A 19,049-nucleotide genomic window follows, 5' to 3' on the forward strand; every position below is an offset into this window, starting at 1 on the left:
ATCACAATTTGTCCGGACAAGTCTTTCCAACCATGGCCCGAGCGATTAGGCAAGGGACATGCGCATCCCCCGCCTCGCTCGCCCCGCCGCCCTCGCCCTGATGCTGGCCGGTGCCGCCGCGACAGGCGCCGTGCCTGCTGCCGCGCAGGACAGCCTGCCGCCGGGCATCTGGACCAACACGGAAGACCAGTATTTCGCCGAGGAGGAAGGCCGCGAGAAGCCTGAGTGGTTCGCGCTGGAAGTGGCGCAGGACGGACGCTGGCGCAGCGTGGATGCTTTTGGCGAGCCGTCCGGAGATGCAGGCGGAGAGTGGCAGGAAGGCCCCGTGCCCGCTGTCACGGCCCGCGACGGCGGCGGCTGGCAATGGCGGGGCAGCGAGCTGCGCCGTGCGCGGCCGTTCTCCTGCTGGATTTCCGTGCGCAAGTTTGCCGGCAAGCCCGATGGCAGCGCGGACTGGACCTTTGCCGCGAACCTGCCGGTCTACGACCAGGGCGGGCGCATCTTCATGGACGGCGCAGGCATCGCCCCCGATGTCACGCTGCGGATGCGCAATGTTACCTGGGCGCGCGGCAGCCGGAACAAGCCCTCGCTCGTCATCTACATGCACCGCGACGATCCCGACCGGGCCGAAAGCTACTCCTGGACATCCCCCGATGCCACGCTGGTGGGCATAAACCTGCGCTGGGTACAGGCGAGCTGCAGCCCAATGGCCGAACCGGTGGCCGAGCAAGTATCCGAAGAAGAGGACGAAAACTGATGCGCACCACACGGGCAATCCTACGCGCACATGGCGGGCCGGAGGCGATCGAATGGGTTCAGGAAGACCTGCCCGATCCCGGCCCCGGCGAAGTGCTACTGGAACACGGCGCGGTGGGGCTGAATTACATCGACACTTATCACCGGCGCGGCATCTATCCGATGGAACTGCCCGGCGGGCTGGGCATCGAGGCGGCAGGCCGCGTGCTGGCGGTTGGCGAAGGGGTCGAAGGGTTCGCAGCGGGCGACCGCGCGGCGACGTTCGGCCCGCTGACCGGCGCCTATGCCACCCACCGGCTGATCGCGGCGGAACACCTGTTCGCGCTGCCCGGCACCATCGACGACCGGACCGCGGCAGCCGCCATTGTGAAGGCCTTCACCGCAGAATTTCTGGTGGAACGCTGCGCAAAAGTGGAGGCCGGCTGGCCGGTGCTGGTCCACGCTGCGGCGGGGGGCACGGGGCTGCTGCTGGTGCAGTGGCTGAAGCATATCGGGGCCGAGGTGATCGGCACGGTTTCCACCGAGGACAAGGCGCAGGCCGCGCGCGAGGCGGGGGCCGACCACATCATCTTCTACAAGCGCGAGGACACCGCAGCGCGGGTGCGCGAGATCACCGGCGGGGCGGGCGTGCGCGTCACCTTCGACGGGATCGGCCGCTCGACATGGGAAACCTCGCTCGATGCCACGGGCATGCGCGGGCTGATCGTCAATTACGGCAATGCCGATGCGCCTGTTGGCGAGGTGGATGTGGGCGTGCTGGCCATGAAGGGATCGCTGTTCAACACGCGGCCCATGCTGTTCCACTACTACGCCGACCCTGAAGAGCGCGCGCGCTGCTCGGCGCGGGTCTGGGACCTGTTTGCGCGGGGCGTGCTGTCCGTCACCGTAGGCCAGGAATACGCCCTGACCGACGCGGCGCAGGCGCATGCGGATTTGGAATCGGGCAAGACCACCGGCTCCACCCTGCTGCTGCCGTAGCGACCGAAAGCTAAGCCTTCCAGGCCGCTCCGCCGACCCAATCGCCCGCTGCGCCGATGAATTCTGCGGCGCTGATGGCCTGCCACACGCCGGCATCGAAATAGGGGTCGGCTTCGAAGAAGCTGCGCGCCTCGGCCATGTCATGCGCACGGATGACCAGTAGGGATCCGATGGTCGCATCCTTTTCTCGCAGCGGTCCCGCAACGGCATAACGCTCCATATGCGTCTCGATATGGTCGAGATGTTCCTGCAGCACGCGCTGGCGCAGCTCGGCCCCGTGCTCGCCGTCGCGGCAGGAGAAGGCGAACAGCTTCATGGCTTGCACTCCACCAGTTCCAGCAGCTCGCCTGCGGGGCCAAGCGTGGTCGCGGCGCGGCGGCCTTCATACAGCGCGCCCTCGCGTGAGGCGGGAGCGGCGATCCAGTCCAGCTCGCAGGCATCCAGGTCCTGCACCGCCAGCGTGACGAGAGCATTGCCGGGGGGCAGCAGGCCCTCATGGCGCGGGCGCGCGGCCGCTTCTGCAGGGTAATCGTCCACTTCCACGATCGGCATGCGGCCCTTCGAAACCATGGTCAGGGTCGTCTGCGTATCGGGCGACAGGCCGAAGGCGTTGTTGATCATGGTGTAGGGGATGGTGAAATCCGCCCCGCGATCGAGATGCAGGCGCTGGCGATACCACTCCACGCTGGCTTCCCGGTCGGGCGCGGCCAGCACCACGATGAAGATGCGGTCCACCGGGCTTTTCGCGCGCGGCAGGTCGCTGCCCGGCATGTCCGCCAGCACCTGGTTCAGATAGACCATCTCTCGCCCCGGCCCCAGCACCTGCATGGGGATGAAGGCCGGCTCTATGTTCTCGATCACCTTGGGCGGGCCGACGATCTCGAACTGGCCGGGCGGGATGGCATCGGGCCAGTGCCAGACATCCTCCACCGTGCATTCGAAGGCGGCCCAGCCATAGCTGCGCGTGGGGCGGAAACCGGGATGGGCGGGCTGCTCGACCAGCCGCATCCAGCATGGCTCTGCGCTGGCGGGGCGAAGCACGGCGTAGGGCGATCCTGCATTGCCGGGGCAGCCCCAGCTTTGAGCGAGATCGGCGTCCAGCTCGCCCCGTTCGGCCAGTTCCAGGCCCAGCGTGTCGCGATAAGCGCGCAAGGCTTCATCGAGGTCCGGGACGGTGGACAGGCCGCCCAGGATCGTGCCGTGCGCAATGCTCACCCGCCAAACTCCGGCTTGCGCTTTTCGGTGAAGGCGGCGGTGCCTTCCGCGAAATCGCCCAGCGTGAAGGCCTCGGCAAAGATCGCCCGTGTTGCGTCATCGTCGGCCACTTGCCCGTCGAGCACACGGCGCACGATGCGCTTGATCTCGCGCACGGAATGCGGGCTGGCGGCCAACAGGGCGGCGACCTCCGCCTGCGGATCATCCGCCAGCACTTCCACCAGTCCGATACGGTGCGCTTCGGCTGCATCCAGCAGCGTGCCGGTGAACAGCATGCGCTTCGCCTGCCCCGGTCCGACAAGGTCGACCAGCAGCTTCACGTCATGCAGCGGATAGACCAGCCCCAACTTGGCAGGCGTAATGCCGAAGCGCGCGCGCGGCGTCGCCACGCGCATGTCGCAGGCCAGCGCCAGACCGCAGCCTCCGCCGATGCAGTCCCCGTCCACAAAGGCCAGCGTAGGCAAGGCGAAGCGGGCGAGTTCGTGCTGCACCCGGTTGATCGCCTGCTGGTTGGCGGAGCGCCAAGCGGCATCGTCCTTGTTTGCCAGCAGCTCGCGAATATCCGCGCCTGCGCAGAAAGCGCCCTCCTCCGCCGCGCGCAGCACCAGCAGGCGAATGCCCTCCGCCGCCTCCGCCTGCGCGAGCAGGCCGGGCAGCGCCTCCCACATCGCCATGGTAAAGGCGTTGCGCTTGTCCGCCCGGTCGATCAGCAGGTGGGCGACGGCGCCGTCTATCTCCAGCCGCAGGCTCATGCCGGATGTGCCGCCATGAAATGGTCCGCGATGGCCTTGCGGGTGGTGACCCACACGCCGTCATGCGCGCGCAAATGGCGGAAGAATTCCTCCAGCGCCCAGATCCGGCCCGGCCGGCCGATGATGCGTAGGTGCAGCCCCAGGCTCATCATCTTGGGATTGCCCTCCTCGCCCTCGCGGTAAAGCTGGTCGAAATTGGCCTTGGCATATTCGAGCCACTGGTGCGGGGTCAGCGCAGGGTCGGTCCACATCTTCATGTCGTTGCTGTCGAGCTGGTAAGGCACGATGCACATGGGCGTGCCGGTGGTGTCCCGATCCCAGAAGGGCACGTCCCCGCTGTAATCATCCATGTGATAGGTGAAGCCTTCTTCCTGCAGCAGGCGGCGCGTGTTGTCGGTCAGGAGGTAACGGCTGAGCCAGCCGTACGGCCGCACGCCGCAGGTATGCTCGATACTGGTCACAGCCTTGCGGATGAATTCGCGCTCTGTGTCCTCGTCCATCTTGAACTGATGGACCCAGCGCCAGCCGTGGCTGACAGGCTCATGACCCAGATCGACGATGGCGCGGGCGATTTTCGGGTGGTTTTCCAGCGCCATGGCGGCGACGGTCCAGCTGGCGGTGATGTCGTATTGTTTCAGCAGCTTCACGATGCGCGGCGCACCGGCCTTGATGCCGTAGAGGTAATTGCTCTCGTTGGAGTAATTGCGCATCTTCGATTTCACGAAGACGCCCAGCTCGTCCACCGGCTCCATCCCGCGATCGCCGCGGGCCACGGTCATCTCGCTGCCTTCCTCGACATTCACCACCACGCTCAGCGCCAGCTTCGCGCCGCCCGGCCAGTCCATGCGTTCTTCTTTCATCACTTGTCCTCGCTAGCGCTCGGCTTTCCATGCCACCCGCGCCCTCCACCCTTCCGCCCGGAGCCTACCGGGTTATCATCCGGGTGAAAGGGTGGAGGGCGCGGGTGGCTACGGCACGTACGCAAATTAGTGCATTTCCTCCCCGCCGGAGACGTTAAGCGCCTCTCCGGTAACATAGAATGCCTCCTCGCTCGCCAGCCACAGGGCGGCGGCGGCGGTGTCGGAGGGGAGGCCAGGGCGGCCCATCGGATTTTTCGCGGCCAAATTGGCGAGGTAATCCTCCACCTTTGCAAAGCCGAGCAGTTTCGAGAAATATTCGTTCTGCTGCGCGCCCAGCCCCGTGGTCACATGGTTGGGGCAAATCGCATTTACGGTGATGCCATGCGCACCCAGCTCCACTGCGCTGGCCCGCGTCAGGCCGACCATGCCATGCTTGCTGGAGACATAGGCGGGCAGGTGCGGGAAGCCGGTCTTCGCGGCCTGGCTGGCGATATTGATGATCCGCCCGCCCTTGCCAGCATCCACCATGGCGCGCGCGGCGGCCTGCGTGCAGTAGAATGCGCCCGACAGGTTCACGGCCAGCACCTGGTCCCACTCATCGGCGGTATCGACCTCCAGCAGCGGCTTCATCTTGAAGCCGATCCCGGCATTGTTCACGAACACGTCGATCCCGCCGAAATGCTCAACCGCCTGGGCAACCAGCGCCTGGCACTGGTCGGCCTGCGAGACGTCGCAGCGGATGGTGGCGACCCTGGCCCCGCGCGCCCGCAAATCCTCGGCCACGCCATCTGCCTCGTCATCCAGCCGCACGTCGGAGACGACACAATTCGCGCCCTCGTCGGCGAAGGCCTGCAGGATGCCCTGCCCCAGCCCCTTCTCCTTGCCCGAGCCGGTGACGACCACGGTCTTGCCAGCGAAGCGGCCTTCAGTGTTTCCGGCCATCACAAATCCTCTGTCAGGATGAATTGCGGTGCATCGGCATAGCCCTCGAAGGGCGCGGCGGCGGCCTGGAAATCGGCGGTCGAGATATCGGCCACGAATTCATCCATGCCGGTAATGTCGATGATCTCGACATATTCGAAATGCGGCTTCGCGGCCTCGTCCCCGAATACGCCTGTGGCCTTGTGCACCGTGAAGCTGGTGACTGAGGACAGGTCGTTGACGCCCGGAATGTCGCGGGATTTCGCCCATTCCTCATATTCGGCGACATCGACGCCGTCTTTCAGGTTGAACAGGCAGATAATGCGCATCGTCTCTCTCCTTCAGGATGCAGCGGGCGGGCGATAGGCGGCAAGCTTGCCGTCGAGGAAGCGTGCAAGGGCGAACAGGCCGGCCTCATGACCGACCTGCCCGACGATCTGCACGCCGACCGGCAGGCCGCCTGCCGTCCACCCGGCGGGTATGCTGATGGCGGGAAGCCCCGCGATATTGGCCAGGCAGGTGAAATCGGCCTGCGCGGCAGGTTCCGGATCGCTGTGCGGGAATGGCGGATTGGGCACGGTGGGCATGATCAGGAAGCCGTGGTCCTGCACGATCTGCCGCACCTCCGCCTTGGCCTGCTCCAGTACGCCGAAGTCCTTCACCAGCTTCTCAGCCGGGCGGTCGCGGCCATAGGACAGCAGGCCTTGCAGGTGGGCAGACATGCCCTCCACCCCGTCCAGATGCTGCGCCATGGCGCGCGCGGTGCGGATGAAGCCGGCAAAGCGGATGCGCGAATTGCTCTCGCTGAGGCTTGCCTGTGCGGGGGCTTCGGGAAGAGCGGCGAGCGCGCGTTCAAATGTCGCAGCGACCTCGGCATCGACCTCGACCCCGTGGCCGGCCAGCACGGCCCCGCCGTATTCTCCGGACCCGTCGCCGAAGCCGGAGATGACCCGCGCCGCCTGCTCCAGCGTCGCGAGGTTGCGGGCGAGCGGGCCGATGGCATCCAGCGCGAGGTCGGCCGGCTCCAGCCCGTCCTGGCTGACCGAAGCGGTCGCGGGCTTGAAGCCATAAATCCCGCAATGGCTGGCAGGGATGCGGATGGAGCCCATCGTGTCCGTGCCCAGCGCCAGATCAACCAGCCCGGCAGCCACCGCAGCGGCGCTGCCCCCGCTCGAACCTCCGGGCGAGTAGCCAATGCGGTGCGGGTTCTGCACCGCACCGAAGAAGGGGTTGTCGGATTTGGAGCCCAGCGCGCCTTCTTCCATGTTGAGCGTGCCGATGATGGCGGCACCGGCGCTGCGCAGACGGGACACCGTCTCGGCGTCGCGCTCGGCAATGCGGCTTCGATAGGCTTTCAGGCCTGCGCTCCAGGGCAGGCCCGCCACGGCGATGTTCGCCTTCACCCCGATCGTCATGCCGGACAGCGCGCCCTCGCCCGATTTGGCCTCTTCGTCCCAGTCGACGAAGGCATTTAGCGGCGCGTCGCGCATCTTCAGGGCGGATATGTCAAACGGGTCAGCCATTGCGTTCGTCAATCAGCCGGAGAGGTTTTTGCCGCGTGTCGATCTGCGTGGCGGCTGCCGTGCCGCCGGGCTCGGCCAGTTCCACGTCCACTTCCACGCCCAGCCCCTGTTTCAGCGTGTCCGCCAGCGCCGCTGCATCCGTGCCCCCGCGGCTTTCTAGTGTCACGCGCATGGCATCGCGGCCACTCGCATCGCGGCGCAGGTGGCAGACATACTCGCCCGTCAAATCGCTGCGGTTCTCGATCAGCGAGCCGATGGCATGGGGGAAGACGTTGATACCGCGCAGCTTCACCATGTTGTCGCTGCGTCCGCGGAAGCCCGCGATGCGTTTGAAGGCGATCTCGCCCCGGCCATCCAGCTCGTGCGTAATGTCATGCGTGTTGAAGCGGATGCAGGGGGCGATGTCGTCCTTGTAAAGGCAGGTGACCACCATGTCGCCCGTCTCGCCATGCGCCACCGGGCTGCCGTCGTCGATATCCAGCAATTCCAGATATTGCGCGTCTTCCCACACATACATGCCATCGCGCTCCGGCCCCTCGCCCGCGATAGAGCCGGTGTCGCCCACGCCGTACCAGTCATAGGCCTTTGCGCCGTGCCATGCGGCCTCCGTCGCCGCGCGGTCCTCCGTACCAAGATGGCCAATGATCATGCGGATATCGATCTGGTCGAACAGGCCCAGCTCCTCCGCCGTGCCGGCCAGCTTGCGGATGTAATCCACGAAGCCGACGATGGCGGTGACGCCGAAATCGGCCATCAGCCGCACCTGGTTGACGCTGCGCGTCTCGATCCCCGTTCCGGCGGACAGGAACACACAATTGGTGAACTTGGTCACCGCTTCGCGGATGTAATGCCCGCCATTGATCATGCCGTGACCGTAGACGGAATGGACCACGTCCTGCGCCTCCAGCCCCATCCAGCGATACATGCGGCCGACCAGCAGATTGCCGACCTCGCGCCCCTTGGGGCCGAACATCAGCACCTGCGGCTTGCCGGTGGTGCCGCTGGTGGTGTGGAACACGGTAGGCGGGCGCGTGGCCGGATCGCCCATGCCGTGGAAGTCGCCATAGGGCGGATGCTCGGCTATGGAGGCCATCAGGTCGCTCTTGTCGTAAACCGGCAGCTTGCCGATGTCCTGCAGGCCCGCGATGTCGCCCGGCTCTATGCCCTTCGCGCCCCACAGGCGCTGGTAGAAGGGCACCCGCCAGCCGCGCTCCATCAGGCGGCGGAACTGGGCATCCTGCAGGGCGAACAGCTCGTCCCGGCTCATGCTGCGATAGCGGTCGAGGAAGGCCTGGCCGACCGGGTAATCGGACAGCATCTGCCGGTGGTCCAGGGCCTCGAAATAGGTCGGATAGGTCATGGGATTTCCGTGAAATAGGCGAGCGGGTCGGTGAAGATGCGCAGGTCGGCATCGGCAGGCGCGAGTTCGCGCGCGAGGGCGAGCTTGGCGGAGCGCTGGTCTTCGGACAGCGGGTTTGCCGGACTGCCGAGCGTTGCATCGACGGCGTATTCGCTCGCCTGTCCGGCGCCATCGGTGATCGTCAGGCGCTGGGGGAAGAGGGCATTGGGATCCTGATTGCCATCCGCCACCATTTGCACCCGGCCAGCCAGCTCTGCCAGTTGCGGGTCCGCGATGTGATCGGGCGTGAAGCGGCGCGGATCGATCCGTCCGTCCACCAGCATCAGGGCAGTGAGATAAGGCATGCACAGCCGCGCCCAGGCCGGCGTCATGTCGGGCGCATAGGCCCGGTCCACCAGCCGCCGGATCAGCGGCGGGGCGGCCAGTTCGACTGCCGACACATCCTGCGGATCGAGCGCCAGTTCCTGCAGCTTGCCCAGCGCCGCATGGCTTGCCCGGCCGCTTGGGAAAGGCTTGGTGCTGACCTCCGCAATGCACCAATTGCGGCCAAGCCCGGATGTGTAGCGATCCAGCGCGCCATCTTCGAACAGCTCGAAATAGCCGAAGGGCCCCTCCAGCGCGTGCTGCGGACCGGCGAAGCCTGCCTTTGCAAGGTCGCTGGCCGTGACGGCGGCGCGCGCGGCATTGGCGATCTGGAAGGGTAGCGTCTCGCTGCCTTCGACATGCGCCTGCATGGTCCCCGCAGCGGAGGAATAGGCGAGGCCGAGCGCATCGCGCAGCGGCGCACCGTCGAGCCGCGCGACGGCAACCGCCGCACCCATCACGCCGGTGATGGCCGGGCGGAAGAAACGCATTGCGCTATCCACGCAGAGGCCAAGTCCGGAGGCCACATCGACGCCGATGGCGAGCGCCACCAGCGCGTGGTTCGCATCGCATCCGCCGCGCCGGTCTATCGCCGCGCCAAGCGCTGCGGTCACCACGCTCATCGCATGAACCACGGCGGGCTCGTGCACCGCGTCCCATTCCAGGCAGTGGATGCGGTATCCGTTGACGAACGCGGCGGAGGCTGCCGGCAGCCGCTCTCCGCAGCCGATCAGCCGCGCGTCCGCGCCCGCGCCAAAGCTACGCGCGACGGAGGTAATGGCGGGTTCGCCCGGCGCGCCAACGCCGGCGGCGCCGATGGCCAGCGTGTCGCCCAGCAGGCGCACAGCAGCCGCGCGCACGTCATCGGGCAGCACATGGTCTGCGCCGGCAAAGGCGATGAGGTCTTCGGTCCCGCTCATGCCAACCACTCCGCCAGCATCGTGTCCAGCGCGGCGGCGTCATCGCCTTCCAGCGCCAGTGCCTGCGCGCGGTCCGCCTCGGCCGTATCCAGCCCGCCCCATTCGGCCAGCATCGCCATCTTGCCGCCGATCTCTTGCGGGCCGACAGGACGCTCGGGATCGCCCAGCGTATCCGCCACCGCATGGCCGTTCACCCGCGCGCCGAAATGCGCCGGATAGTGCGCGGTGAATTCCGCATCCTCCGTCACGCTCACCTGCGCGCGCAGTTCGCGCAGCGCCTCGATGGCATCCGGCGTAAAGTCTTCGGGGCGCGCGTCGCGGCCATCGGCAACCACGGCGACGGCATGCTGCAGGGAAAACTTCGCCTCCTGCTCGCTTGCGGGGTCTGGCCTGTCGCAGAAGGCCAGCGCATCGGCATAGGTCTCGACCGTGAAGGGCGCCTGCAAAGTGTCGCCCGCGCGCAATTGCAGCGCCGCATCGATGGCCGGGTGAGCATGGCGGCAGGCGGCGAAGGGCTTGAAGCTGACCTGGTGGATCAGCCAGCCGTCGGCGCCTCCGCCCAGTGCGCCCGGCGTCCGCGTCATGGCCGCAAACAAACCTTGCGGACCTTCCAGCAAGCCATGCGGCCCCGTCACGCCATGCGCTGCATGCAGCGCCGCATCGCGCCCGGTGCGCAGCGCATGGAAGATATGCCATTGCTTGGTCGCATTATCGCCATGCCGCATGTGCCAGAGTCCGCCGCTGACCGATCCGGCATTCGCCAGTGCATCCGCCGTCTGCTGCGCGGAGAGGCCCAGCAGCGATGCCGCGGCCGCCGCCGCGCCGAACACGCCCGCGGTCGTGGTGGCATGCCAATGCGCGTAGTGATGCTCGTCAAGCGCCATGCCCACGGCAATCATCGCCTCATACCCGCGCACCGCCGCATCTAGGCGGGTCACCAGTGCGGCCCCGGGAACGCCCATCGCCGCAGGCCACACCACTGGGCCGGGATGCAGCAGGGCCGTGCGGTGCACATCGTCCATTTCCAGCGGATTGCCGAGATAAGCGGACTGCTCCCACGCGTGGCCAGACACTGCGCGCGCCAGCGTGCCAGCGGGCATGTTTCGCGCGCTTGCAACGCAGGCCAGCCAATCCAGCAGGTGCAGCCGCGCACGCTTTCGCTCGCTTTCGCCAACCGGGCGCGCTAGCCTGTCGGCCAGATCACGAAGCAGGCCCGCCGTCATCGGATGGCCCTGCCCGGCAACAGGGTTCGGGAGAGACCAGTTTGGCAGATGCCGCAGCGAAACCGGCGAAAGGCAGCCTGCCGCGTTACCTGCAGCTGGCGGGCGATCTTCGGGAGGACATCCTTGCCGGCCGCTTTTCCGATGGCACGCAATTCCCGACCGAAACCGCCCTTTGCGAACGCTATGAAGTCAGCCGCTTCACGGTGCGCGAGGCGCTCAAACGTCTGCAGGCCGAAGGGCTTATCGCCCGCAAACGCGGCAGCGGCACCATCGTCCAGCCCGCCAGCGCGCGCGGCGGAGCGCTGCATCAGCCGCTGTCCAATATCGGCGAGCTGCTGCAATATTCGCGTGACAGCGCGGTGGCTTATGCGCCGCATGCCAAGGGCAAGCTGCCGCGCGAGATCGCGGTGCAGATTGCGGAGCGCACGGACGGCACCTGGCGCAGTTTTCGCGGGGTTCGCCGCCATGCGTCCGATGCGCTGCCCATCGCCGTGACGGACGCCTATTTCCATGAAAGCCTGGGCGATGCGATCGACCGGCTGGACCTCGACAAGGGCACCCTGTTCAGCCAGATCGAGCAGCTGGCGGGCGTCGGCATCGGGCGCGTTACGCAGGATATTCAGGCCGTGGCCGCCGATGCGGAAACCGCCGCCGCGCTGGAGATGGAGAAGGGCGATCCGGTCCTGCGGATCCTGCGCTGCTATCTCGATCCTGCGGGCAAGCTGTACGAAATCTCGGTCAGCCACCACCCCGGCGACCGGTTTGCATACGCCATGCATATCGATCTCGACAGCTAGGCCCATCAGCCTGCATCCGCCGCATCGCCGAGCCCGGGTACGGCCCCCGGCGACCACTTATCCTGTCCGGCAAAGCGTATCGCGGGTGCGATATGATGGCTGCCGTCCGGCGCAGTGACCATCAGTCCGCGCTCCCGCACCTGCGGCGCATCGAAAGCCTCCCGGAAGTCCAGCACGGGTGCGAAGGCCACGTCCCTTCCGTGGAACCAGTCTTCCCATTCGGCGCGGGTGCGGCTGGCAAAGGTTTCGCGCAGGACAGCGATCAGCTCGCTCTGCTCCCCTGCCGGGCGCAGCGCAAGATCGAGCAGGTCCTCGCGCCCCAGCCCCTCCAGCAGGGCCTTGGCAAACTTCGGCTCGCGCCCGGCGAGCGCGATGTGGCCCCCGTCGGCGGTGGCATAGACCTGGTAGAGCGCCGCCCCGCCGGTCGAACGCTGGCTGGCGCTGACAGGGCTTTCCCCGCCCGCAATCGCAGGCCCGGCGATATGGCTGGTCCACGGCAGCAGAGCATCGAACATGGCGCAGTCCAGATAGGCCCCCTCGCCCGTACGCGCGCGGCCGATCAGGGCCATCAGCACGCCCGATAGCGCGGTCAGGCTGGCGGCCATGTCGGCTGCGGGCACGCCGGGGACGACCGGCTTGCCATCGGCGCCGTCATTCATCGCCAGGTGCCCGGTCATCGCCTGCACGGCCATGTCGTGCGCCGGGTGGTCGGCCAGCGGGCCGTCCTGCCCGAAGGCGGAGATAGAGCAATAGATCACGTCCGGCCGGATCGCGCGGACCGCATCGTAATCGAAGCCGAGCCGGGCGATGGCGCCGGGGCGGAAGCCCTCGACGAAGACATCCGCCTCGGCGCAGAGCGCGCGCAGGGCTGCCTTTCCGGCATCGGACTTCAGGTCCAGCGCCACGCTTTCCTTGCCCCGGTTGCAATTGGCGAACCAGACCGAATGGCCCGCCTCGAAAGGCTCCATCTGCCGCGCGGGATCGCCGCTGGGCGGCTCCACCTTGATGACCCGGGCGCCCTGGTCGGCCATCATCATCGTCATCACGGGGCCCGGCAGGAATTGCGAGAGGTCGACGACCGTTATGCCTTCCAGCATGCCCATGGATCAGATCACGCCCTTGTCGCGCAATTTGCCCACGGCGTCGGCATCGTAACCCAGCTCGCCCAGCAGGCTGTCGCTGTTCTCGCCCAGCAGGGGTGCGGCGCGATTGGGCAGCCGTGCCCCATCCAGCCGGATGGGGCTGGCCAGGATCTGCATGTCCTCGCGGTCGGGATGGTCCACGCTGTCGCGCATGCCGGTTTCCCGCAGCCATGGATTGTCCAGCGCCGCGCCAAGGCCATAGACGGGCGCGACCGGGACGGTGCCGGCCAGCAGGTCCTGCCAGTGCGCCATGGGCTGCTTGCCGAATTCCTCGTCCAGCAGCTGCGTCAGCGCATCGCGGTTGGCGCGGCGCGCGGCGTTATCGGCAAAGCGCGGGTCATCGGCCAGGTCCGTGCGGCCGATGGTCTGCGTCAAAATATCCCAGAACTTGGGCAGCTGGCACATCACGAACATCCAGCCATCGGCGGCGCGAAACATCTGGCTGGGCGTGGCGGTGGGGTGCGCGCTGCGCGGCTCGCGCCCGGATTCGTCGCCTTCGTTCATGTACCAAAGTGCGGGATAGCTGGTCTGGTGGATCGCGGCGGAAAGCAGGTCCGTGTCCACATCACGGCCCTTGCCGCTGCGCTGCGCATCGACCAGCGCGGCCAGCAGGCCGATGGCAAACAGCGTCCCGGTCATGAAATCGACCATGGACAGGCCCATGCGCTGCGGTTCGCCGCCCGGCTCGCCCGTCAGGCTGCAATAGCCCGCCTCGGCCTGCATCAGGTAATCGTAACCCGGCCAGCGGGCGCGGGCATTGTCGCGGCCATAGGCGGAAAGATGCGCGCAGACGATGGCGGGGTTCACGCCGGCCAGCGCCGCATAGTCGAGGCCGAGCCGCGCAGGCAGGTCGCCGCGCATGTTGTTGGCCACCGCGTGACTGGTGGAGACCAGCCGGTGCAGGATTTCCTGCCCTTCGTCCGTATGCAGGTCCAGCGTCAGGGATTTCTTGTTGAGGTTGAAGGACTGGAAATACAGGCTTTCACCCGGCCGCAGGAAATGCGGGCCAACGGCGCGCGCGGTATCCCCGCCGCCGCGCCGCTTCCCATCCGGCCCGGATTTTCCGGGGGGTTCGATCTTGATAACTTCCGCGCCCAGCTGAGCCAGGTGCATCGTGCCGTAAGGGCCCGCGCCATACTGTTCGGCGCTGACGATCCGGTATCCGGTCAGGGGCAGGTGCACGCCGGGCGCCGTCAGGCCGGATTGTCTTTGATGTGCTGTTTGGCGATGATGATCCGCTGCATTTCGTTGGTCCCTTCCCCGATGCACATCAGCAGGCTGTCACGGTAATAGCGCTCGATGTCGTACTCCTTGGAATAGGAGTAGCCGCCATAGATGCGCATGGCATCCTGGCTGTTGTCCACCGCCGCTTCCGAGGCGAAGAACTTGGCCATGCCCGCTTCCTTGTCGCAGCGCTCGCCGCGGTCGTAAGCCTCTGCAGCATCCATGGTCAGCAGCCGCGCGGCGCGCGCACGGGTGGCCATCTCGCCGATCTTCAGCTGGATCGCCTGGTGCTGGGCAATGGGCTTGCCCATGGTATGGCGTTCCTGCGCATATTGCGTGGCGTGGCGCAGGCTTCCTTCGGCCAGCCCCACACCGCGCGCGGCGACATTGATGCGCCCGAGCTCCAGCCCGCCGGTCGCCTGGAAGAAGCCTTCACCCTCCGCGCCGCCGATCAGCTGGTCTGCGGGCACGCGGTAATCTTCCATCACCAGCTCGGCGGAATCGATCGCCTTGTAACCCAGCTTGTCGAACTTCTTGCCGACGGAAAGCCCATCGCGCTTGTCCACGATGAACAGGCTCATGCCCTTGTAGCGCGGCTCCGACTTCGGATCGGTCTTGGCCAGCAGGGCAAAGGCGGAACCGTTGATGGCGTTGGAGATCCAGGTCTTCGTGCCGTTCAGGACATATTCGTCGCCCTCGCGCCGCGCGGTGGTGCGGATGGCCTGCAGGTCGGTGCCGGCATTCGGCTCCGTCAGGGCAAGGCCGCCGCGGATCTCGCCGGTGGCGAATTTGGGCAGCCACTTGGCCTTCTGCTCCGGCGTGCCGAACCGTTCCACGGCAGCGGCCATGATCAGGTGCGAATTGAAGATACCGGTGATGGCCATCCAGTGGCTGGAAATGCGCATCACGATCTTGGCATACGTCGTCGCGGGCAGGCCAAGGCCGCCATATTCCTGGCCAATCGTGGCACCGAACAGCCCCATGTCGGCCATCTGGTGGACGAGCGCCTCGGGCCATTCGTCATTGTGATCGTGGTGCTGGATTACGGGGATGACCTCGCGCTCCAGCCAGCGGTCGATCGCGTCCAGGAAGGCGACTTCCTCGTCCGGGTCGATGGTGCGCACTCCGGCGTCTTCGATAAGGGCTGCGGTTGCCATGTCCTTGCTCCTATGCGTCCAGATTGCCGTGGCCGCGCTTCCACACCAGCACGGAGCGCTTGTAATGCGCGCAGATATCGCCGTTCTGGTTTTTTGCGGTGGTCTTGAAAGTGACGATGCCCTGCTGCGGCCGGCTCTTGCTTTCGCGCTTTTCCAGGATCTCGCTTTCGCAATACAGCGTGTCGCCCACGAACAGCGGGTGGACCATGCGGACCTCGTCCCAGCCAAGGTTGGCGATGGCCTTGCCGCTGGTGTCGGACACGCTCATGCCGGTCATCAGCGCGATGGTCAGCGGGCTGACCACCAGCGGCTTGCCGAATTCGGTGTCTTTCGAAAGCTCGTAATCGAAATGCGCCGGATGCGTGTTCATGGTCAGCAGCGTGAACCACACATTGTCGGCATCGGTGATGGTCCGGCCCGGCCGGTGTTCATAAACGTGGCCGACCACGAAATCCTCGAAATAGCGGCCCTGCACTTCGCGGAACCGGCCCGGCGAAACCTCGATCACTCCGTCACGCATGCGCGTCGCTCCCCTCGCGCGCCAGCACGGCGCGGTAATGTTTGACCAGCGGCGCTTCCAGCATCCGCCCTTCGTGCCGGATCGCCTTGCCGCCCGCGCCTTCGAAGGCGGCAATGGCCCGCCTGGCTTCTTCGATATCGGCGCTGGTGGGCGCGAAGGCGGTCTCGATGGCTGCCACCTGGCGCGGATGGATCGCTGCCTTGGCCGCAAAGCCAAGCGCGCGCACCCGGCCGCATTCCGCCGCCAGACCATCCTCGTCATCCAGCTGGATGAAGGGCACGTCCACGGCCGGAACGCCGGCCTCCGCGCAGGCGAGCACGATCTGCTGGCGGGCGAGCAGCAGCGGCTCCCACGCCAGTTCGACGCCGAGCTCGCCGGAGAAATCGCCGCCACCGAACATCAGCGCGGCGACGCCGGGCGATGACGCGATGGCGCGGGCGCGGCGCAGGCCGCGCGGCGTTTCCACCAGCGGGACCAGCGCCGGGCACGTATCGCCCAGCGCGCCGCGCACGACGGCGAGTTCGCCCTCAGACTGGACCATGGGCACCAGCATAACTTCCGGCAGCGTGCCCGCACGGGCGAGGTGGTACAGGTCCGCGATACCGGCAGGGGTGGTGGGCGGATTGATCCGCAGCGCATAAGCAGCGGGATCTTCCGCAATGGCCTCCAGCGCAGCCTCGCGCGCGGCATCCTTGCCATCGGCAGGGACCGCATCCTCCAGGTCGATGACCGTCAGCCCCGCCTTCGCCGCGCGCGCTTTCGCAAAGCGATCGGGCCGCGAGCCGGGGACAAAAAGCAGGCTGGAGTGCGAGAACATGAGGTAGGAACGGTCCTGTTGGTGAATGATCCCGAAAGAGGCTTCACAATTTGTCCGGACAAATCTAAAGTCAAGGCACAATCGCAGAATTTGTCCGGACAAATTTGCAGTACGGGAGAAAACGCATCGTGACCATCCGCAAGATTTTCGCCGCTCTCGGCATGACCGCTGCCCCCGCAGCCCTGGCCATGGCACTCGCCCCCGCACAAGCGTCCGCGCAGATGCTGGACCCGGCCGTAGCGGAAGACGCGCTGGAAATCAGCAAGCGGTTGCAATGCGGCGAAGCCGATGGCGAAACCGCTGTCTATCACTGGTCCGGCAATGTCTATGGCCGCTCCCCCGGCCAGCCCGATATCCTGCTGTTCCGCGGCGAAGGCATGAATGTGCGCCGCTGCGTGGAAGTGACCGACCCGGAGCGTGGTACGGGCTGGCGCATGGTCAGCCGCGAAGTGATGCTGATGCTGGATCCGGAAACGGGCGAAGTGGTCGATGAATGGACCAACCCCTACACCGGCAAGACGGTGAAGGTGATGCAGATCCACAACGATCCGGTGAACGGGCGGCCCAATTACCCGCGCGCTGCCGATGGCACGCCCTTCAGCCTTGGCACGCTGAAAGAGGCTGGCCCTTACGTCTTCATCCCGTTCGAAGTGCCGCTGTTCTACACCAACCCGCTGGCCGGGGATTACCAGAATTATGTCGGCAATATGTATCACGCGATGGAGATCTTCGACTTCGCCGCGCTGAAGGATGAGCTTTACGACGCGTCCCGGCCCACGGCTTATCCGATGATCAGCTGGGTGCGCGTTTCGCAATGGGCGCCGTGGATGGAGATGGGTGGCCGGCCGGGCCAGATGGTCTTCAATGCCATGGGCCGCAAGCTGCCGGGCGGTTTCGAGGAACTGCCCGCCATCCTGAAGGACGAGATCCGCGCCAATTACCCGATCTACGAGGACGCGCCGCCGGCAGATGACACCCGCCGCAACGAGACGACGTGGACCAAGTTCAAGCTGCTGACGGACCAGGAGCGCGCCGCTTCGGGCGATGCGCCCGCGCATAGCGGCCACTGACATGGTCACACGGCGCGGCGTGCTGGCCACCGGCGCTGCGGCGCTGGTGGCCGGCGCCGCGCCGCGCATGGCCTGGGGGCGGACCGAGGCCGATGTGGCGATCATCGGTGCCGGCCTGGCCGGACTTGCCGCCGCCCGGATGCTGGAAAGCGCGGGCGCGCGGGTTACCGTAATCGAGGCGGAGCGCCGCGTCGGCGGGCGATTGCACACGCTGCGGCACCTGCCGGGCTCTCCGGAAGCGGGCGGCATCCAGGTCGGCTCCGGCTACACCATCCTGCGGAGAATTGCCGCCGAGCTGGGCGTGGGCCTGGATGAGGGCGGCGGCGCGGGTGCGGGCGTAGCGCAGCGCCCGGGCAATTATTACCACATCAACGGCACGGGCGTTCCCTCGGCTGGGTGGGTGCGGAGCCCTGCCAATCTGCTGCCGCCGCGCGAACGCGAGACGGAACCCGCAGCACTGGCGCGCCTGTTTGCCCGCGCCCTGCCCGCACTGGGCTCGCCGGAGGCCTGGCTCGATGCCGCTCCCGCGCTCGATATCTCATGGCGCGATGCCCTGCGCGCGGCGGGTGCCAGCGCGGAAGCGCAGCGGCTGCTGGAGGCGAACCTCAACGGCAATTCGCTGGATAGCATGTCGCAACTGCACGTGGCGCGAACGCTGGCGATCTATCGCAGCCAGCCCGGACCGGTCGCCACCATCGCGGGCGGGTCGCAGGCTCTGCCCGAAGCGATGGCAGCCACACTGGCCGCGTCCCCGCGCCTCGGCGTGCGGGTCAGGGCGCTGGCCGAGGATGGCGGCGGCGTAGCGATAGAGACCGATAAGGGAACGATCCGCGCGCGGCATGCCATCTGCACCATCCCCTTCGCCGCCCTGCGCCACATCCCGGTGCAAAGCCAAATGCCTCCGCCCACGGCTCACATGATGGCCGCCCTGCCCTACACGCGTGCCAGCTTCGCCTATATCCAGGCGCGCACGCCCTTCTGGCTTGGCGACGGCCTGCCGGAAACGCTGTGGAGCGACGATCCGCTGATCGGCCGGGTCTTTGCCCTGTCGGACGGTTCGGACGGAGCTGCGCCCATGTTGAAACTGTGGACCACCGGCTCTGGCGCCGACCTGCTCGACCGGATGCCCCCCGATGTCGCCAAGGCAGAGATTTCGCGGCGTATCGCGTCCATGCGTCCGTCGGCGCAGGGCCAGCTGGGCGAGATCACGCTGTTCAGCTGGCAGGCATCGCCCTTCGCGCGCGGAATCTACCACCATATCGGCACCGGCATGGCGGCTGCGCTTGCCGCAGCGACGCGCCACGAAGGCGCGCGGCTGCACTTCGCCGGCGAGCACCTGGCGCAGGCCAGCACCGGCATGGAGGCCGCGCTGGAAAGCGGCGAGAGGGCCGCGCGGCTCGTCCTTTCACGGCTCTGACAAAGGAAAGGGCGGAGGCTTTCGCCCCCGCCCA

Annotated in this window: 20 protein-coding genes; 5 read left to right on the forward strand and 15 right to left on the reverse strand. The window is 66.9% G+C overall.

The genetic code is table 11. From position 1 onward, the window contains the following. The first annotated feature begins 58 nt into the window (after nt 1-58). Both A6F65_RS00135 and A6F65_RS00140 read left to right on the forward strand, forming a co-directional pair. Nucleotides 59-757 carry a hypothetical protein gene (locus A6F65_RS00135; RefSeq protein ID WP_067784387.1) on the forward strand — a complete coding sequence of 233 codons (699 nt, stop codon included), beginning with the start codon at nt 59-61 and terminating at the stop codon, nt 755-757. Next, on the forward strand, nt 757-1,734 hold the full coding sequence (locus tag A6F65_RS00140; RefSeq protein WP_067784390.1) for a quinone oxidoreductase family protein: 978 nt from the start codon (nt 757-759) through the stop codon (nt 1,732-1,734). The genes A6F65_RS00135 and A6F65_RS00140 overlap by 1 nt, the downstream gene beginning before the upstream one ends. 10 nt (nt 1,735-1,744) lie before the next feature. Here the strand turns inward: A6F65_RS00140 and A6F65_RS00145 are convergent, their stop codons facing one another. The 10 genes from A6F65_RS00145 to A6F65_RS00190 all read right to left on the reverse strand — a co-directional run bounded on the left by A6F65_RS00145 (nt 1,745) and on the right by A6F65_RS00190 (nt 10,871). Beyond that, complete coding sequence (locus A6F65_RS00145) at nt 1,745-2,050, reverse strand: YciI family protein (RefSeq protein WP_067784393.1); 306 nt, start codon at nt 2,048-2,050, stop codon at nt 1,745-1,747. Next, nucleotides 2,047-2,949, reverse strand: a complete 903-nt coding sequence (locus A6F65_RS00150; protein ID WP_067784396.1) for a VOC family protein — start codon at nt 2,947-2,949, stop codon at nt 2,047-2,049. The genes A6F65_RS00145 and A6F65_RS00150 overlap by 4 nt, the downstream gene beginning before the upstream one ends. Further along, nucleotides 2,946-3,701, reverse strand: a complete 756-nt coding sequence (locus tag A6F65_RS00155) for an enoyl-CoA hydratase/isomerase family protein (protein WP_067784399.1) — start codon at nt 3,699-3,701, stop codon at nt 2,946-2,948. The genes A6F65_RS00150 and A6F65_RS00155 overlap by 4 nt, the downstream gene beginning before the upstream one ends. Then, nucleotides 3,698-4,561, reverse strand: coding sequence for a polysaccharide deacetylase family protein (locus tag A6F65_RS00160; protein ID WP_067784403.1), 864 nt, complete (start codon nt 4,559-4,561; stop codon nt 3,698-3,700). The genes A6F65_RS00155 and A6F65_RS00160 overlap by 4 nt, the downstream gene beginning before the upstream one ends. Nucleotides 4,562-4,687: 126 nt before the next feature. Continuing rightward, entirely contained in the window at nt 4,688-5,503 is an 816-nt protein-coding gene (locus tag A6F65_RS00165; RefSeq protein WP_067784406.1) for an SDR family NAD(P)-dependent oxidoreductase, read from the reverse strand. Then, on the reverse strand, nt 5,503-5,811 hold the full coding sequence (locus tag A6F65_RS00170) for an REDY-like protein HapK (protein WP_067784409.1): 309 nt from the start codon (nt 5,809-5,811) through the stop codon (nt 5,503-5,505). The genes A6F65_RS00165 and A6F65_RS00170 overlap by 1 nt, the downstream gene beginning before the upstream one ends. Before the next feature lie 12 nt (nt 5,812-5,823). After that, the gene (locus A6F65_RS00175; protein ID WP_067784412.1) at nt 5,824-7,005 is read right to left on the reverse strand and encodes an amidase; all 1,182 of its coding nucleotides are present in this window, start codon (nt 7,003-7,005) and stop codon (nt 5,824-5,826) included. Then, on the reverse strand, nt 6,998-8,365 hold the full coding sequence (locus tag A6F65_RS00180; RefSeq protein WP_067784415.1) for a phenylacetate--CoA ligase family protein: 1,368 nt from the start codon (nt 8,363-8,365) through the stop codon (nt 6,998-7,000). Before A6F65_RS00180 ends, A6F65_RS00175 begins: the two co-directional genes overlap by 8 nt. Further along, nucleotides 8,362-9,648 carry an MmgE/PrpD family protein gene (locus A6F65_RS00185; protein WP_067784418.1) on the reverse strand — a complete coding sequence of 429 codons (1,287 nt, stop codon included), beginning with the start codon at nt 9,646-9,648 and terminating at the stop codon, nt 8,362-8,364. Before A6F65_RS00185 ends, A6F65_RS00180 begins: the two co-directional genes overlap by 4 nt. Next, nucleotides 9,645-10,871 carry an MmgE/PrpD family protein gene (locus A6F65_RS00190; protein WP_067784421.1) on the reverse strand — a complete coding sequence of 409 codons (1,227 nt, stop codon included), beginning with the start codon at nt 10,869-10,871 and terminating at the stop codon, nt 9,645-9,647. Before A6F65_RS00190 ends, A6F65_RS00185 begins: the two co-directional genes overlap by 4 nt. Before the next feature lie 41 nt (nt 10,872-10,912). On the opposite strand from A6F65_RS00190, the gene A6F65_RS00195 reads away from it, so the two are divergent. After that, nucleotides 10,913-11,668 (forward strand): GntR family transcriptional regulator, encoded by a 756-nt coding sequence (locus A6F65_RS00195; protein ID WP_083989112.1) that lies wholly within the window; start codon nt 10,913-10,915, stop codon nt 11,666-11,668. 5 nt (nt 11,669-11,673) lie between these two features. On the opposite strand, the gene A6F65_RS00200 is transcribed toward A6F65_RS00195, so the two are convergent. The 5 genes from A6F65_RS00200 to A6F65_RS00220 are packed head-to-tail and all read right to left on the reverse strand — an operon-like array spanning nt 11,674 to nt 16,528. Next, nucleotides 11,674-12,765 carry a CaiB/BaiF CoA transferase family protein gene (locus tag A6F65_RS00200; RefSeq protein WP_237164832.1) on the reverse strand — a complete coding sequence of 364 codons (1,092 nt, stop codon included), beginning with the start codon at nt 12,763-12,765 and terminating at the stop codon, nt 11,674-11,676. Between the two features lie 9 nt (nt 12,766-12,774). Then, nucleotides 12,775-13,992 (reverse strand): CaiB/BaiF CoA transferase family protein, encoded by a 1,218-nt coding sequence (locus A6F65_RS00205; protein WP_067784427.1) that lies wholly within the window; start codon nt 13,990-13,992, stop codon nt 12,775-12,777. 11 nt (nt 13,993-14,003) lie between these two features. Then, nucleotides 14,004-15,191, reverse strand: a complete 1,188-nt coding sequence (locus tag A6F65_RS00210) for an acyl-CoA dehydrogenase family protein (RefSeq protein WP_067784430.1) — start codon at nt 15,189-15,191, stop codon at nt 14,004-14,006. A gap of 10 nt (nt 15,192-15,201) precedes the next feature. Beyond that, nucleotides 15,202-15,711, reverse strand: a complete 510-nt coding sequence (locus A6F65_RS00215) for a MaoC family dehydratase (protein WP_067784432.1) — start codon at nt 15,709-15,711, stop codon at nt 15,202-15,204. After that, nucleotides 15,704-16,528, reverse strand: coding sequence for an HpcH/HpaI aldolase/citrate lyase family protein (locus A6F65_RS00220; RefSeq protein ID WP_067784435.1), 825 nt, complete (start codon nt 16,526-16,528; stop codon nt 15,704-15,706). The genes A6F65_RS00215 and A6F65_RS00220 overlap by 8 nt, the downstream gene beginning before the upstream one ends. 128 nt (nt 16,529-16,656) lie before the next feature. Here A6F65_RS00220 and A6F65_RS00225 point away from each other — a divergent pair, with 128 nt between their 5' ends. Both A6F65_RS00225 and A6F65_RS00230 read left to right on the forward strand, forming a co-directional pair. Beyond that, a complete protein-coding gene (locus A6F65_RS00225; RefSeq protein ID WP_083989113.1) occupies nt 16,657-17,598 on the forward strand; it encodes a DUF1838 family protein in 942 nt (313 codons plus the stop codon). Between the two features lies 1 nt (nt 17,599). Continuing rightward, complete coding sequence (locus A6F65_RS00230) at nt 17,600-19,015, forward strand: flavin monoamine oxidase family protein (protein ID WP_067784438.1); 1,416 nt, start codon at nt 17,600-17,602, stop codon at nt 19,013-19,015. The last annotated feature ends 34 nt before the right edge of the window (nt 19,016-19,049 follow it).

Source organism: Paraurantiacibacter namhicola (genome assembly GCF_001687545.1).
Lineage (GTDB): Bacteria > Pseudomonadota > Alphaproteobacteria > Sphingomonadales > Sphingomonadaceae > Paraurantiacibacter > Paraurantiacibacter namhicola.